The sequence below is a fragment of the Acinetobacter sp. ANC 4178 genome (genome assembly GCF_004331175.1).
Classification (GTDB): Bacteria; Pseudomonadota; Gammaproteobacteria; order Pseudomonadales; family Moraxellaceae; genus Acinetobacter.
This window is the reverse complement of the sequence record NZ_SJOD01000001.1, coordinates 96,653-114,128: the sequence shown is the minus strand read 5'-3', so window position 1 is coordinate 114,128 and position 17,476 is coordinate 96,653. Positions and strand designations below refer to the sequence as shown.

Below are 17,476 nucleotides of genomic sequence, written 5' to 3'. Positions count from 1 at the left end.
TAAAATTGAGTTCTTTAGCCAGTATAAATTTTAAACTTTTCATTACAAATACGAAGGGCTGTTGATTAGACCCATCATGAGTTTAGAGTATTCTATGCTTGTAAAAACCAATTTTAAAAAGTCGACTTTGACACTAAGTATGAACTCTATCTTGGAGTTGAATCATACCAATAAAAGTTTGTGTTTGAGCGCTTTTTTAATGTTTTTTGCCCAACATGGCTTCGCTCAAGAGATCAGTGCAGTGCAACCTGAAAATGCAGCAACATCTCATATTGAACAAGCTGTAAAAGATGAGCTAAATGCGCAGGTTCAAGCTGAAGCACAGACACAGAACTTGAGTCAAGTTGAGCATCTTGAAAAAGCTGAAAATGACCAAAATAAAGTTTCAGCGCCTGATAGTTATGCAATGTTGCAACATCAAGTGCAGCATACCGATCAAATTGACACCTTTAAGCCCATAACTTTTGACGATTTACAAGAACTGCCTGAAACGCCTGTCGATCAGGGTATGGCAAATGAAATTTATAATGTTGCCAACGAAGCAAAAGCTCAGGCAGAAAGATATCGTGCAGGTCAAACCCAAGAAGTCGTAGTGCGTAGTCCGACGCCACAGGAGCTTACCGAAATTAATCAGGCACCTGTAAACGTCGATCAATTAATGAATCGTATTCAGGCAGATAGTCAAATTGTTGTAGAAGCCAATGAGTCTGGAAAAACATTACCAGAGTTGGGCTTGGTCACTGAACCAGTCGTAGAAGATGAAAAAGGCTTTTTTAAACGTTGGTACCATAAATTAAGACCCTCAAAAAATGATTTAGAGACGGCCAAAGTACCTCGGATTAAAGCTGAGGTTGTTATTGTTGATGCGCAGAATACTAATCCAGATTTACCAGATAAAGAATATCAACAAGCACTTTTAAATTTAAAAAGTAACGTGGCTGCAAAGCTGTCTAGCTTTACGCAAGAATCCTATGGTGATTTTAATGCAGCCTTGCCACAATTAAAAAGCTTATCTAATTTGTCTGCTCAGGCTGTAGGTTTTTATCAAGCCGAGTTTAAGTTTGAGAAGACCAGTGAAAGCCGTGTCAAAGTCATTATTAAACCCAATATGCCTGTCTTGGTTGATAACCAAAATATTGAATTTAGTGGTGTGGGTGCAAATAGTCCTCAATTTCAAGTTATTAGCGTGTTACCTGATTTAGACATTGGAGATGTATTCAATCACGGGCTGTATGAAAGTACGAAAAAACGGATTGTAGATGCCGCTGCCAACAATGGTTTCTTTGATTCTTATTGGCGATTGCATGATGTGAAAGTTGCACAGCCTCAAAATTTAGCAGACATTAATTTGCGTTTTGAAACAGGTGAGCGTTATCAATTAGCTGGTGTAGAATTCCGTATGAGCGATCCTGCTAAACCATTCCCACTGGATATGGACATCTTGAAAATGATGGTGCCTTGGGAAGATGGCGCAGATTATGCTTTATGGCGTGTGAATACTTTGGCAAATAATTTGACCAACTCACGTTATTTTAACTACACCTTGGTCGATGCGGTACGACCTGACCCAGTTGAAGTGCCTTTAGAACTTCCACCAGATTTACAGGCGTTAGTCGATCAAGAAAAAATAGCAAGTAGTGAACTGCAAGTTCAAGATCAAAAGGAGCTAAATTCTGCAAAGGAAGTGACACAATCTGTTGTAGATGAAGATCAATTTGCTGGGGCAAATGAAAAGGAATTGGATCCTGAAATTAAACAGCAAAGAGCAGCTCAAGAAACACGTGAGGAAGAAGATGAACGACTGAAAGTACAAGCACGGGATGAGAAAAAAGTTCCTGTTATTGTGACTTTAAATGCTGACCGATTAAATAATGCTGAAGTAGGTGCGGGCTGGGGTTCGGATACAGGTCCGCGATTAAGAACAACTTATCGTCGAGCTATTGTGAACCCAAGAGGTCACTCATTAGATGCCAACTTAGAGTTATCACAAATTCGGCAAGCAGTGGATACGCGCTATAACATTCCTTATAACCATCCATTAAATGATTACATTAGTCTGGTGGGTGGTTACGAGCGTGAAGAACGAGACGGTGTTGCGCAGGGTAATAGTCTTACTATTGAATCCGCGGTTGTTGGCGCAGACCGTATTATTAAACGCTCTATGGGCAATTGGCAGCATACATTTGGTTTGCGTTATCGATTAGACCGTTTAAGCCAAAATGGTGTAGTGAATGAAAGTGATATTCCTGACGCATTTTTGGCGAGCGCTGATACGGAGCAACAATCATTGTTGGTGGGTTATGAGGCTTCACGGGTAGATTCAGATAAGCGAGTGAACCCAACAAAGGGCTTTCGACAAATTTATAAAATAGAAGTTGGAAGTGATGCACTTCTATCTGATGCAAATATGGCAATATTAAATGCTGGTTGGCGATTCATTTATTCCTTAGGGGAAAATAATGACCATCAGTTTGTAGGTCGCAGCGATTTAGGCTATATCGTAACTGAAGACTTTAATAAAATTCCTTATAATCTTCGGTATTTTGCGGGTGGAGATCAGTCTATTCGTGGTTTTGACTATAAGAGTTTAACGCCCGAAGTGGATGGCTATAAAATTGGGGGACAAGCTTTAGCAGTGGGTTCACTCGAGTATAACTATCAATTTAAAGATGGATGGCGTGCAGCATTATTCAGTGACTTTGGTAATGCTTATGATAAAGATTTTAGTAACAATACAGAATATAGCGTTGGTGTGGGGATCCGTTGGGCATCTCCGATTGGGGCTTTACGCATAGATGTTGCATCGGGTATTTCGGATGAAAATCATCCAATTCGTGTGCATTTCTTTATTGGTTCACCACTTTAAAATTTAAACTTAATTTTGTACTTGAGAAGGTTATGGCTGAAGTAGAACAGCAAAAACAAGAATTACCCGAATCACCGTTGCCTAAAAAGCGCCGTGTTATGAGGAGTGTCCTTTTAACGCTGCTTCTTTTGGTGATTTTACTTGTATCTGCTTTCGCTATCATGTTTTCGACCGATAAGGGAAGTAAGTTTCTTCTCAATCGTGTGTTGGAACGTCAACAGATTATTCATTATGAATATGAAGGCGGTAATCTTTTAAAAGGCATTATTTTAAAAAACATTTTGGTGACCTTGTCTGCAGTTGATGTCAAGATTGATCGTGCCGAAGTGATTTTGGGATGGCGTGCTTTAGTACATAAAGAAATCCATCTGTATAGCGCTGACGTTCGTAATTTACAGGTCATTACTAAAACTCCACCGAGTAGTGAGCCTTTTAAGTTTAAAGAAATTAGATTGCCATTTACCCTACGTTTGGATCATGCTGATGTCGATCATTTATTGATTAAAACACATGCGGCCTCTGTGAATTTTAATGATATTGAGTTAAATGAAGCATTATGGTCCAACACCAAATTAGAGTTTGAAGACTCTAAGGCAGATATGGGCTATTTAGCCATTAAAAATGCGACTGGAAACATGGATTTTCAGGGTAAATACCCTTTAAATGCTAAAGCAACAGTGAATATTCATGCATTAAATCATAGTCTTAATATTCATGATATTCAGGTTGTAGCGAAAGGAAGTTTGGATACGATTACAGCTGGATTTGCGACCAATACCCCTGATTTACTTTCAGGTTGGGGAGTTGTACATCCTGTTCGTAGTCATGTTCCTATGTTTGGACAGTTACAGTTCGAAAATTACCACTGGCCATTACTGACCGATCAAAAATTATTTACTCAAGCTGGTGTCCTTCGTTATCAAGGGGATATACAACGTCTCAATCTCGGATTATCGACTGATTTAACGGGGCAGAATCTTCCCAAAGGCAAATATACCGCTGTTATGCATACCGACTTGGTGCATCAACTCAATATTGACCAGTTTAAAGGTCAAGTGATGAAAGGAACGGTTGAAGCTAAAGGTCTGGTCAGTTGGGAGAAGCATGTACATTGGGATGTACAGGGACATTTAAATAAAATTAACCCTAAAGATAAGTTAATTCCTCAAGTGGTCAAAGATTTCTTACCACCAAGTCTCGATGCAAAAATTGCTTCGACTGGTCGTTTGGAAAAAGGGCTGCATTTGACCGGATTGGTTGATTTTGACCAATATGAAACATGGAATTTAAAACTGAATCAAAATGAGGCGAAACCGAAGCAGCCTCAACCAATGTTGCTTGATGTTGCATGGAAAAATATTGACCGTGCCATGCCTTATATTGGGTGGCTAAAAAGTGATTCAGGTGATGTTCAAATTCGCTTAGTCGAAGGTCAGCAAAATCTTGTGGTTTCTTCGACAGTTGCCCAGCATGAATCTGCCTTACTTCCAGCAGGTCAATATAAGGCGCAGCTCGATATTAAGAAAAATATATTAAAAGTGCCTAGTTTTAGTTATGTTGCCAATAAAGGGAGTTTGAGTGGGCAAGCCAATGTTATTTTGCCTACAGATAAAACCCAATTGAAATGGGATGCTAATGTTAAAGCACAAGATTTCAATCCTCAAACTGTCGTGGCTGCTGCACCAATTGATTTGGTCAATGGTCAAATACAGGCAAGCGGGTATGCAAAACCGAATCAACATATTATTGAGCTTAAAGGAATTAATCTGCTTGGGCATTTACCACAACAGGCTCAACAAGAGACGGTACAACTCACAGGAAAAAGTACTGTAGCGGTTCTTTTCCATGATACTAAAGCGGGTGGTGGCTTCAAAAGTTTCGCTGTAAATTATGATGGTGCTTTAAAGTCGAGCAAGATCAAAGAAAGTAGCGGGCTGTTAAAAGTTAAAATTTCTGGTACACCCCAACTTCTAAAAATTGATCAATTCCAACATGATGGTGCAGCAGGTAAAATTCTTGCACAAGGTAAAGTCGACTTAAGTAAAGGCATTGGTTGGAATATCAATGCATCACTGGTTCGTTTTAAGCCGCAGTATTTTGTCTCAACAGTTCGTGGTGAAATATCGGGTATCGTGCAAACAGAAGGCTTTTGGTCTGATGCACTAAAACGTATCAATATTCAGAAGTTGAATGTAGCAGGCTATATTAATAATAAGCCTGTACGCGGTACGGGTAATTTGGCCTTGGTCTTAAATAACAATCAAAAAGGCTTTTTACCACAGCAATTTGAAGCCAATAATTTGTTTATGTCTTATGCAAATAACCAAATTCAAGCGACAGGCAATGCACAAAACTTACGCCTCAAAATTAATGCCCCTGCATTATATGAGCTGTATGGCGGCTTAAGAGGTCGAGCTTATGGGTATCTCAATATACAGGCGCAACCGCGTTTACAGGCAACGGCAAATCTTGCAGTAGATGATTTAAGAGTGGGCAATATTCTGAGTATGCAAAAACTGCGTGTGCAAGGCCAGTTACCTACTTCTGAAACCACACCAACATTGCTTAAAGCCGAAATGACAAATTTACGCAGCGGGAATAGAGAAATTCAACATGGGGTGGTTTCACTTGCGGGTACCAGAAAAGCACATATATTAAAGGTTCAAGGTAACAACCGATTTAGTAATTTTTATGTACAGCTTGCAGGTGGATTTAATGGTAATAACTCATGGTTAGGTCAGATCCAAAAGGGTGACTTTGACTCGGTTCGCGTACGTTTAGTACAACGTCAGAATGCTTCGGTTGTGTTCAATCAAAATACGACAGAATTATTTGTTGGCGCACATTGTTGGGCAAGTCAGCAAAGTGAGTTGTGTTTCGATCAACCCATTCGAATAAGTAAAGCCAAAGGTAATATCTCTTTTGTGACTAAAAACCTCGACTTAAATGACTTTGCAGCGTTTATGCCTGAAGGTTTGGCAATTACAGGAAAAGCCAATGGTTATGCAAAAGCAGCTTGGGCGCAAGGTAGCAAACCAAAAATAGATGCACGAATGGTATCGCGTCAAGGCATTATTGGGATTGCTGCTGAGGATCCTCAAGATACGGCATCTTCATTAAGATATGACGAAATTTCAGTGAATGCGAAAAGTGTTGCGCAAGGATTGCAGCTTCGTTTAGATGTAAAAGCACCTGAAATTGGTACGGGTTATACCAATGTAATTATCGATCCTTTTAAAGCCAATAAACCAATGCAAGGAGAGATTGCATTTAATGAAGTGCAGCTAAAAGTCTTCAAACCATTTGTAAAAGATATCCGTACTTTAAGTGGAACACTTTCTTTTGCAGGGAAAATTGGTGGTGAGCTTCTGAAACCACGCTTAACAGGCGAAATGCGTTTAAAAGATGGTGTGATCAGTATGATTTCACTCCCTATCAATTTAACGAATGTTCAAGTTTATTCTTCCATTCAGAATGACCATGCAACAATTAATGGCGCGTTTAACAGTGGGCAAGGCGTTGGTTTGCTTACAGGAAATGTAGACTGGAAAAATGAACCACGTATTCAACTGCATTTAAAAGGCGATAATTTATTAATTCGCCAAGCACCGTTAATTACAGCATTGGTTACTCCAGACTTTAGTTTGGATGTTATGCCTTTCCAGAAAAAACTCGTATTAAAAGGTGAGGTTGACGTTCCGCGTGCTTTAATTTCAATGCCTGAATCTTCAGCACCTGTGGTAGATGTTTCTTCGGATGTTCGAATCGTACAAGAGGGCCAAGATCAATTGGCAATCTTAAGATCAGCACGTCCGTGGGATATTAAAGCGGATGTGATGATTAATTTAGGTAAACAAGTCGTATTCCAAGGTTTTAATAGTCGTATTCCATTGGTTGGGCGCTTATATTTATCGCAACGTGGTGTTGAAACAGCAATGCGTGCGAATGGTGCAATTGGGGTAAGCCAGAAGGTTAAAATTGAAGCCTATGGACAAAGTCTCGATTTAAATCGTGCAATTGCACGTTTCAATGGTCCTTTGGCAAATCCAACCTTAGATGTGGATACCAATAAAATTATACAGGGAACAATCGTCGGGGTTCGTGTTACAGGCACTGCAAGTAATCCAAATATTCAAGTCTACAATGATGGCAATTTGACTGAACAAGAAGCCATGAATGCACTGGTTACAGGGCGTATTAATGAAGGTGCGAATAATATTAATCAGACTGAAACATTTAAGTCAGATGTAAATAACACCATTGCAGCAGCTGGTATTAGTATGGGCTTGGGTGGAACAAGAGCCTTTACTAATCAACTGGGGCAATCATTTGGCTTAAGCGGCTTGGCGCTAGATGCTCAAGGTACAGGTGATGATACGCAAGTGAGTGTGACGGGATATATTACGCCAGATCTTTATATTCGTTATGGGGTCGGTGTGTTTACGCCAGTCAACAAATTAACATTGCGTTATCAAATCAATCAAAAATTGTATTTGGAAGCGAGCCAGTCAGTTGATCGAGCTGTAGATTTCTTCTATAACTGGCGATTCTAATCATTTAAAGTATTTTAAGGTTTTAAGTAATTGTATTTTAGGTGGAATTTAAGATTAATTGGATTGTTGGTAGGTCTGGAATGTTGAGTGATTTCAGACTTAAAATACAAATGTTGAACTTGTGGATTTAGTCTGAAATTAAACTCAATAGGTCTAATGTGGATGCTATTAGATTGATTGTGGACGGGGAATCCATCGATAAAAATTTAGACCTGATAAGATCAGTAGTATGAGTGACCCTATATTTTAAGATAAAGTTTCACACCTTAAAACGATGTGCCTGTAATACATACAAAATAAGCGGTTTAAAAAGTAGTTCAGATATATAAATGGCCCAGCATTTTCTTTTATTTATGTACTAATTAAATTATTTGGAGCTACTAAAATGGATTGAATATTCCTTTATATTTTATCCATTAATGTACAAAATAGTTAAGTTCATTTGAACTTAAGCCCTAACGAGAGGGCTTAGTTAGTTAACAAATTAATGCTGTTTATCGCCTTCGCTATTATGAGTAGCTGAATGAACTTCTGCTGTAGGTTGCGTAGCAGCTTTGGGTTCTCGGTTAGGCATATATTCTGGGTCACTCGACATCGCTAAATATAAAAAAGTGAAAAAGATCGTCGTTATAACGCCAACGATAGCAATAAATTTCCAACCCAAAACGGTTGATTCAGTGTCATTAGAAGATGATGTATTTTTCATAAAAAGACCAAATGGCAAAAAAGACTATAAAACGGCTATATATAGCACAAAGCTAGCGTGACGTGATAACAAGTTTAAGAAATCCTAGATGTCTTTTGGCTTGATCTCAATATTTAGTTAATCGCGCCAAAAGGGAGAAAAAGATGAAATCAAACCTATTCAGTGCGGTTTAATGATGAAAGTCATATTTTATTTAGCTCTACGAATAGTCATGGAATTTGTTTAAAGTCTCATTCGTATTTATAGATTAGCCCTGAATATTAGTGATATTTGTACACAATCATAATTTACCAATCCTAAAAGCATATTGATATTACAATTAGCAGGCAAAAAAGCTCATCTACTCATTGATGGTACAGGTGTAAAATTCCTGACTTAAGCAGAGTGAAAAAGTAAGAAGTATCAGTCTGAATATCAGCGCCCATGGCGGAAGTTACAGATTGATATAGATTTGGGGTAGCTTTTAATTATATTGGATTCAGTTCACTACAGAAAATGTTAGTTTAATTCACAGGTACTCAATGATTTAATTCCTCCATATTTAAATAAGGCTCCACTATGATCTTTCTATTTTAATGAGTTTTGAAAAATGGTTTTATAGAGTATGAAATATTTCATGTAGATTAAGAAAATCTATAAATAACAGCTATTAGATACCTAAAATCAATAAAGCCATATAGAAAGTATGTGTATAGTAAGTAGACGAGCTAAATATAGAGCGATGATCACCATGCCAATCAAATTTGTACTGCGTTTTGCAGCGATTTTATTTTCTGTTTTAATCTTGGCGGCAATAGCTATTCAGTTTTTATTCAATCCTGATTACACCGTGATCTTTTGGATCTTCTCTATACCTTTTATTTTAGGTATACCAATTTTAGCTTCTGTAGTTTTAGCGAAAAATGAAGAACTTGATATTCATTCAGTGAATTAAAGTTGATGTATAAAAGAAGTTTTAAGTATGAAAAGCTCATCATTTGATGGGCTTTTTTGATTGATATTTAGCAAAAAACGCACAGTTTATTTTAAATATTTTTGCTATGTTAATCTTTTATTTAAAGAAATATCCTTTATGAAAAAAATCGTGATGCTTGGATTGATTATGGCGGCTTTGTCAGGTTGTAGCACTGCACAAAAGAGCGAAACGGGAAAACCAAACGTTGGTATGGCAAATCCTGCAAGTACTTTTTGTGTTGAACAGAAAGGTAAATTAGAAATTAGAAAAGAAACGAATGGTGAAGTGGGTTATTGCCATCTTCCTAACGGGCAGATTGTTGAAGAGTGGGAGTTTTTCCGCGCCAATCAGACAAAATGTGTACCTGAACAAGCGGCAGCGTTGGTTGGGCAGAGTGGCTTGAGCGAGGCACAAATTAAACAAAAAACCAGTGCACATGTCGTGCGTTTAGTTCAACCAGGTCAACCTGTGACGATGGATTATCGTGAAGATCGGGTCACGGTTACGGTTGATCCGAACAACCATAAAGTGATTCAAGCGAGTTGCGGTTAATTTGCTCAGTGAAAGAAGCCCAAATCAGGGCTTTTTTCATATTTGAAGACAGTAATAGTTCTTCATTTTAAAAAGTTTGACTATCATAGGGCGCGAAATTGGAGAGTATGCATGAAAAAAGTTTATTTTTTGGCTATTGTGGCAGCATTAGCAGGGTGTTCTGAAAAGAAGCCATTAACTCCTGAAGAACAATGGCATGGTTACTGTACCAGTATGGGCAATGCTGCACGTTCAATTATGCTCGATCGTCAAAGTGCTATTGAAAAAGATAAAGCCATAGAACACGCCAATAAAATTGACGATGAATTTACCCAAAAGTTCATTTTGAATATTATTGAACAAGTCTATGCCTTGCCAGAAGAGCAAATTAAACAAGATAAAGATGCAGCGCGCGAGAAAATTAAGACACAAATTACAGCGAAGTGCTTGGCAACGCCACATGATCAATTGCCCGAATATAAGCAGTTTTAAATTAGCTATAACTGCTACGCTCATGCTTGAAAAGCTAAATACAGAACAAAGCCTTGTGTTGTAGAGATACAAGGCTTTGTTGCTTGCATCGGTTTCTCAGCTAGCGACCTAGGTATATTTATCGTGCGTAAAATAGCCTAAGTATGTTTAAAATATATTATGAATTGAAGCTGAGCATATAGAAAACTCTCAACTTTTAAACAATAATGAAAGCAGAATAATAACAACCAATGAGGTGAGCTATGGAAGTGGTCGCATATTTAAATCACGCAGATTTACTTTTACAAGATGAAACACATTGTATGATCATCGCGGGTAGTCATTATGTGCTCAGTCTTGGCGACAGTGTTTTTATACAACACTTAATTGATACAGATCTAAAGCTCTATGCGGTTAAAATTTCATTTATCAGCGCGCAGCATCTTATGCTGCATGAGGATGAAGTTCAGGTTAAATTTGAAGGGGATAAATCTGCCTTGGCTGAGTATTTACGAGAAACTACTGTCCACTAAGGTTGAATATTTATATTGAGTAAAAAGAGGCAACATGAGTTGCCTTTTTAGTTTTTAGATGACAGTTCAAAGTTAATGTGAATAAAGTCCAAATAATCTGACGATATTGCTGTTTTTATATGCAATCGATGTAAGCATCATTTAGTTAGAAAATAATGGGCATCACGAAGAAACACTTGTAGCGCATTAACTTTTAACTGGAATTTTAGTAAAATCAAGCAGTCCATATTGTTTGCGTAGCTTTATTTAAAGCAGGAATACGTAAATAATTTTTTAAAAAAGAGGAATAACACCGTGCTAGAAGCTTACCGCCAACACGTTGCAGAACGTGCCGCACTCGGAGTCCCACCGAAGCCACTTGATGATGCTCAAACAGCTGCATTAGTTGAATTATTAAAAAACCCACCAGCTGGCGAAGAAGCATTTTTAGTTGATTTACTAGAAAACCGTGTTCCAGCGGGTGTTGACCAAGCTGCATATGTTAAAGCTGCATTCTTAGCTGCTTTGGCTAAAGGTGAAGCGACTTCGCCGTTAGTTTCTAAAGAACGTGCGGTTTACTTACTAGGTACTATGCTTGGTGGTTATAACGTAGCACCTCTAGTTGCTCTTCTTGATGATGCGGCACTTGCTGAATTAGCTGCTGAAGCATTGAAGAAAACTCTTCTTGTATTTGATGCATTCCATGACGTTGCAGACAAAGCGAAAGCGGGCAATGCAAATGCACAAGCTGTTCTTCAGTCTTGGGCTGACGCTGAATGGTTTACAAGCCGTAAAGATGTTCCGACTGAAATCAAACTTACTGTTTTCAAAGTAACTGGCGAAACTAATACTGACGACTTGTCACCTGCACAAGACGCATGGAGCCGTCCAGATATTCCATTGCACGCAAATGCAATGTTGAAAAACGTACGTGACGGTATCAACCCAGAAGTTCCTGGTGAAGTTGGTCCATTAAACCAAATCAAAGACTTAATCGCGAAAGGCAACCAAGTTGCTTACGTAGGTGACGTTGTTGGTACTGGTTCAAGCCGTAAATCAGCAACTAACTCTGTACTTTGGTTCTTCGGTGACGACATCGCTCACATCCCGAACAAAAAAGACGGTGGTTACTGCTTAGGTTCTAAAATCGCTCCGATTTTCTTCAACACAATGGAAGATGCTGGCGCATTGCCAATCGAAATTGATGTTGCAAACATGAACATGGGCGACGAAATCGTTCTTAACATTGATCATGCTGCTGCAAAAGTAACTGCAACTAAAGACGGCGCAGTAATTGCTGAAGCTGAACTTAAAACTCCAGTACTTCTAGACGAAGTACGTGCGGGTGGTCGTATCAACTTAATCGTTGGTCGTGGTTTGACGACTAAAGCGCGTGAAGCTTTAGGTCTTGCTCCATCTACTTTATTCCGTACTCCAGTTCAACCTGCTGCTACTGGCAAAGGTTTCACTCAAGCACAGAAAATGGTTGGTCGTGCATGTGGTCTTCCTGAAGGTCAAGGCGTACTTCCGGGTACTTACTGTGAACCTAAGATGACGACTGTTGGTTCGCAAGATACGACTGGTCCAATGACTCGTGACGAATTGAAAGACTTAGCTTGCCTAGGCTTCTCTGCTGACCTTGTTATGCAATCTTTCTGTCACACAGCTGCGTATCCAAAACCAGTTGACGTTCAAATGCAACACTCGCTTCCTGATTTCATCATGAACCGTGGCGGTGTATCTTTACGTCCAGGTGACGGTATTATTCACTCTTGGTTAAACCGTATGCTTCTTCCAGATACAGTTGGTACTGGTGGTGACTCACATACACGTTTCCCAATTGGTATTTCATTCCCTGCGGGTTCTGGTCTTGTAGCGTTCGCTGCTGCGACTGGTGTTATGCCGCTGGATATGCCTGAATCTGTACTTGTTAAGTTCAAAGGTAAAATGCAACCTGGTATCACACTACGTGACCTTGTACATGCAATTCCTTACGTTGCGATTCAGCAAGGTGACTTAACTGTAGAGAAGAAAGGTAAGAAAAACATCTTCTCTGGTCGTATCCTTGAGATCGACTTAACAGAAATGGAAACAGACTTAACTGTTGAGCAAGCATTTGAACTTTCTGATGCATCTGCTGAACGTTCTGCTGCAGGTTGTTCTATCACGCTTTCTGAAGAGAAAGTTGCTGAATACCTGAAATCAAACATTACAATGTTGAAGTGGATGATTTCTGAAGGTTATGGCGATGCGCGTACGATGGCTCGTCGTGTTGAAAACATGGAAAAATGGTTAGCGAACCCATCACTTCTTAAAGCTGATGCTGACGCTGAATACACGAAAGTGTATGAAATTGACCTTGCGACAATTACTGAACCAGTTCTTTGCTGCCCGAATGACCCAGATGACGCTAAATTGCTTTCTGACGTTCAAGGCGTGAAAATTGACGAAGTATTCGTTGGTTCATGTATGACGAACATCGGTCACTTCCGCGCAACTGGTAAGTTGTTAGAGAAAGTTCCTGGTGGCGTACTTTCAACTCGTTTGTGGATTGCTCCACCTACGCGTATGGACGAACGTCAATTGATGGAAGAAGGTTTCTACAATACTTATGGTAAAGCTGGCGCGCGTACTGAAATGCCAGGTTGTTCATTATGTATGGGTAACCAAGCACGTGTAGCGCCGAACACAACATGTGTATCGACTTCTACTCGTAACTTCCCGAACCGTTTAGGTCAAGGTGCGAACGTTTACTTAGCTTCTGCTGAACTTGCTTCTGTTGCTGCGGTATTGGGTAAATTACCAACTCCAGAAGAATACCAACAGTACGCAGCTCAAATTGATAGCATGTCTGCTGACATCTACCAATATTTAAGCTTTGACAAAATGGGCGACTATACTGACGCTGCTGCGAATGTTGATACGAAGAAAATTGCTGCTGCTCAATTGACTTAATTAATTGAAAATTAAGGTTAAATGAGTTAAAAATAAGGGCTGAGTAATCAGCCCTTATTTTTTGGATTATAAAATGGATAAACCAAATATTTTTAAATATGCTACAAAAGAATTATCGCAAGATGCTTTTATTTTTTGGCTATTAGATCATGCAAATCCTAAATATGAGAACGTAAATCAAGCTTTAAAAAATTGTGCTTTGAGTTTAATATCAGAATTTTTTAAATTGGAAAATAAAAAAATACCTGAAAAAATTGAACAGTTCAGTCTTTCCAAACAATACAAAAATATTGATATCTTACTTAAAATAAACAATTTTTCTATTATTATTGAAGATAAAACTGGAACCCAATCACATGGAGATCAGCTAACTAGATATCGAAATATTATTGCCTCAGAGGTAGGTGAGGAAAATGTTTTAGCTATATTTTTTAAAACACACGATCAATCTAATTATAAAAAAGAAATAGACGATGGGTTTAAGATTTTTTCTAGAGATAAATTAATTTCCGTTTTAAATATTTATGAGAATGTGCTCAGTGATATTTTTAATGATTTTAAAGACTATATAAATTCAATTGAAAATGAAGTTAACGCATTTGTTCATAAAGAGAAATGGAATCATAAAAATTGGATCGGATTTTTCAAGTATTTGCAAAAAGAGTTGAATCGAGGTAATTGGGGATATGTTCCTAATCAAAATGGTGGGTTCATGGGGTATTGGTGGGCATTTCAAAAAAATGAATTTTGTACACAGTATTTGCAAATTCAAGAAGAAGATCTAGTGTTAAAAATTAATAGTAACAAAGAAGAAAATGACAAAAAATTTAGAAATATTTGTTACAAGCATTATTTAGCTAAAGCTAAGGAGGATGGTTTAAGTTTTGAAAAACCAACCAGATTTGGTAAAGGTGAAACAATGACGATTTTAACAACTAAGTATCTTATTAGAGATGAAAGTTCAGAATTAATAGATATCGAAAGTACTCTTGAGAAACTGAAGAGGTACACTCAATTTATTGAAACTAATTCTTTAAGTCCTGCACAGTTTGTTGATTAAATGAAATAGGCATCTCTTGATATTACAACATGAGGTCATTTGTGTATTGCTTATGACTTCAATCTTTCAGTTGAAGATTCACTTTGATAGATTGATATTTCTTTTATAGATATTGTTTGTTCCACTTTACAGTCCATCTAATAAATCGTTTAATCCGCACATTGAAAAATGATTCAAAAAGTTGATATAGAAATGGCAAAACAATCTCGATTCCTCTGTATTGGTGGTTTCCTCAACGGAACTCAAGTCAAAGACCAAGGCGATAGCTTTATCTGTGTGGAAAATGGCAAACAGGTGACTTATCGAAAAATGGAAATTTTCCATCAAGACTCATGGGATCATGACTATTATGTTTGTGAAACCACGACAGACCAACAAGCACGAAACTGGGTCTATGACATCGAGTCTAATTAATCAAATATATTTCTATTCAGTGAGTAAAATTATAACGAAGTTTCTTTAATGGACAGATATTAAAAAGCCCCCTTATTCAGGTGGCTGGTTGTATAGATATTTTTATATTTACAAGATTATGATTTATAACAGATATTAAATTACCAATACCCCAGCATCTTCCACCAAAGTCCGCCCAATACAATAAAAATAGCTATATTGATAATGCTCATGATAAAGCCAGCTTTCCACCATTCACCAAGCGTTGTATAGCCAGAACCATAAACAATAGGGGATGTACCTGTTGCATAATGAGTCAGTGTCATCATAATGCTTGAAGCCGCTGCCATAATTAGTGCAAAGAACATCGGAGGTGCACCTACGGCTATTCCTGCAATATAAAATGCAGAAAACATTGCAGTAATATGTGCAGTAGTACTGGCAAAAATATAGTGAGCATACATATAAGCGAATAGTAAAAGCATGGATGCGGGAACCCAAGTTAAACCAAGCTGACCAATACCTGTTTGTAATAAATTAGAGAACCATGTAATCAAACCAAGCTTATTTAAAAAGGTTGCCATCATGACCAAAGCAGCAAACCATGTCACCGTATCCCATGCACTTTTTTGAGTTAAAACATCATCCCAAGTTAAAACACCTGTAAGCAGAAGAAGTGATAAACCAATAAATGCGGTTGTGGTTGGGTCTAAAGTCCACATATCACCCAAGATCATTGCGGGAATGCCTGCCCAGAGTAACAGTAAAATTCCAAATACAGCCAACATAATCATTTCATGTAAGGTAATGGGGCCCATTTCTTTTAAACGGTCTTTGGCAAATTGTGCTGCATTTGGTGTTTTTTTGATTTCAGGTGGATACATAAAGTAAAGCGCAATCGGCATGAGAGCCAATGCGACAATACCTGGTAAAACCATGGCCAATGCCCATGTGGTCCAACTCAAATGAATCTGACTATTGGTTGCTTTCGCAATCAGTTCAACGACCAAAGGATTGGGCGCTGTGGCCGTAATAAACATAGCCGAAGTAATAGGGTTTGAATGGTAATTGACCAAAGCCAGATATTTACCAATCTTGCCTTCCGTGCCTTTTTCAGGATCGGAATCGAAACTCGTTGCAATGGAGCGAACAATTGGATGAATAATTCCGCCTCCACGTGCCGTATTACTTGGGGTAACGGGCGCAAGAATCAGTTCAGATAATGCAAGGCTATAGCCGATACCAATGGTTCTTTTCCCCCATACGGCAATAAAGTAATAACCTAGCCGCGCACCAAGCCCTGTTTTTTGTAAACCCTTTGAAATCATGATAGAGATACCAATCAACCAAATAAGAGGGTTCGCAAAACCACTTAAAGCATCTTTAATGGCATCACTCGGGTTATCTGCTGTTACTCGAGTAATTGCGACAAGCGCAATCGCGATAATCGAAATTGCACCAATAGGCATTGCTTTACCAATAATCGCTGAAATAACACCAATAAACATGGCAAATAGAAGCCAAGCATTTGCAGAGACTTCTTGCGGAATTGGAATGAGAAACCAAATAATAAGGGTAAGTGATACTGAAATTATGGTTGGTATGAGTTTGAATCCCATTGAAGTTTGCTCCAAAGGTATAGTTATTATCGGTCTAATAATGAACAGTGATTTTGTTGAAGTCTAGTGTAGTTAACATATTCTCAATAAAAGAAAGATTTTAATTTTGTCCAACCAATTCTTGACGTTAATAACAACATAATGCTGTTCAATTCATTTATTCTTAATAACAGTTTATACATTTATGATGAATTTATCGTTTCAAACAGACAATAAAAAGCCCCATTTTTCAGGGGCTAGTCGTATAGCTCGCGCTATACTCATATAAGGCTCATCTCATACTGAGTATATTAAAACATACATCGACTTAAATTGCAGTAAAAGAGTGTTGGATTATTCAATTAGCATTAAATCGGAGGTTGTTGCCGATTTGAGAGGTCGTAAAGCAAAAGTTGAGCGAGTATGCCGAATCCCTTTAATCGAATACAGTTTTTTTCTTAAAAAACGCTCATAGTGTTCAGCATTTTTCACAGCAACTTTGACTAAATAATCATAATCCCCAGTCACTAAATGAGCTTCTATCACTTCGGGAATGTCTGCTAGCGTTTGGCTAAATTGCTCTAAAATTTCATCATCATGGCGTTCTAGCGTGATTTCGATAAAGAATAATTCATTAATCCCAATGGCTTTAGGATTAATATTGGCGGTATAGCCATCAATAATTTTTAAAGTTTCCAAGCGTTTTAGACGTGTCCAACATGGGGAGGAGGAAAGTCCGACTTCATCTGCGAGTTGTGCGACGGTCAATCTACCATTTTGTCTTAAAGCAGATAAAATATTCCGATCAATTTTATCTAGTGTATATTCTGTACTGTTCAAAATTCATTCCACGGAAGAATCTTCTTTAAAATGTAA

General features: G+C 38.1%; 12 protein-coding genes. 9 read left to right on the top strand and 3 right to left on the bottom strand.

The features are described from left to right. The first annotated feature begins 94 nt into the window (after positions 1–94). A complete protein-coding gene (locus E0H87_RS00530) occupies positions 95–2,866 on the top strand; it encodes an autotransporter assembly complex protein TamA (RefSeq protein WP_131322476.1) in 2,772 nt (923 codons plus the stop codon). 32 nt (positions 2,867–2,898) lie between these two features. Beyond that, positions 2,899–7,419 (top strand): translocation/assembly module TamB domain-containing protein, encoded by a 4,521-nt coding sequence (locus E0H87_RS00525; RefSeq protein ID WP_131321415.1) that lies wholly within the window; start codon positions 2,899–2,901, stop codon positions 7,417–7,419. A 484-nt stretch (positions 7,420–7,903) separates the two neighbouring features. Here E0H87_RS00525 and E0H87_RS00520 read toward each other — a convergent pair whose 3' ends face one another. After that, complete coding sequence (locus tag E0H87_RS00520; protein ID WP_131321413.1) at positions 7,904–8,125, bottom strand: hypothetical protein; 222 nt, start codon at positions 8,123–8,125, stop codon at positions 7,904–7,906. Between the two features lie 730 nt (positions 8,126–8,855). Between E0H87_RS00520 and E0H87_RS00515 the strand changes: the two genes are divergently transcribed. The 7 genes from E0H87_RS00515 to E0H87_RS00480 all read left to right on the top strand — a co-directional run bounded on the left by E0H87_RS00515 (position 8,856) and on the right by E0H87_RS00480 (position 15,023). Then, entirely contained in the window at positions 8,856–9,059 is a 204-nt protein-coding gene (locus E0H87_RS00515; RefSeq protein WP_131321411.1) for a hypothetical protein, read from the top strand. Positions 9,060–9,197: 138 nt separating this feature from the next. After that, positions 9,198–9,632 carry an I78 family peptidase inhibitor gene (locus tag E0H87_RS00510; RefSeq protein WP_131321409.1) on the top strand — a complete coding sequence of 145 codons (435 nt, stop codon included), beginning with the start codon at positions 9,198–9,200 and terminating at the stop codon, positions 9,630–9,632. A 111-nt stretch (positions 9,633–9,743) separates the two neighbouring features. Next, positions 9,744–10,103 carry a hypothetical protein gene (locus E0H87_RS00505; protein WP_131321407.1) on the top strand — a complete coding sequence of 120 codons (360 nt, stop codon included), beginning with the start codon at positions 9,744–9,746 and terminating at the stop codon, positions 10,101–10,103. A gap of 242 nt (positions 10,104–10,345) precedes the next feature. Next, the gene (locus E0H87_RS00500; RefSeq protein ID WP_131321404.1) at positions 10,346–10,615 is read left to right on the top strand and encodes a hypothetical protein; all 270 of its coding nucleotides are present in this window, start codon (positions 10,346–10,348) and stop codon (positions 10,613–10,615) included. Positions 10,616–10,909: 294 nt separating this feature from the next. After that, complete coding sequence (locus tag E0H87_RS00490) at positions 10,910–13,549, top strand: bifunctional aconitate hydratase 2/2-methylisocitrate dehydratase (protein WP_131321402.1); 2,640 nt, start codon at positions 10,910–10,912, stop codon at positions 13,547–13,549. A 73-nt stretch (positions 13,550–13,622) separates the two neighbouring features. Next, positions 13,623–14,609 carry a PD-(D/E)XK nuclease family protein gene (locus E0H87_RS00485; protein ID WP_094148167.1) on the top strand — a complete coding sequence of 329 codons (987 nt, stop codon included), beginning with the start codon at positions 13,623–13,625 and terminating at the stop codon, positions 14,607–14,609. Between the two features lie 192 nt (positions 14,610–14,801). After that, positions 14,802–15,023, top strand: a complete 222-nt coding sequence (locus E0H87_RS00480; protein ID WP_131321400.1) for a hypothetical protein — start codon at positions 14,802–14,804, stop codon at positions 15,021–15,023. 140 nt (positions 15,024–15,163) lie between these two features. On the opposite strand, the gene E0H87_RS00475 is transcribed toward E0H87_RS00480, so the two are convergent. Both E0H87_RS00475 and E0H87_RS00470 read right to left on the bottom strand, forming a co-directional pair. Next, on the bottom strand, positions 15,164–16,621 hold the full coding sequence (locus E0H87_RS00475) for a DASS family sodium-coupled anion symporter (protein ID WP_131321398.1): 1,458 nt from the start codon (positions 16,619–16,621) through the stop codon (positions 15,164–15,166). A gap of 333 nt (positions 16,622–16,954) precedes the next feature. Continuing rightward, positions 16,955–17,440: an Lrp/AsnC family transcriptional regulator gene (locus E0H87_RS00470; RefSeq protein ID WP_131321396.1), complete on the bottom strand. Its 486-nt coding sequence runs from the start codon at positions 17,438–17,440 to the stop codon at positions 16,955–16,957. Between the last annotated feature and the right edge of the window lie 36 nt (positions 17,441–17,476).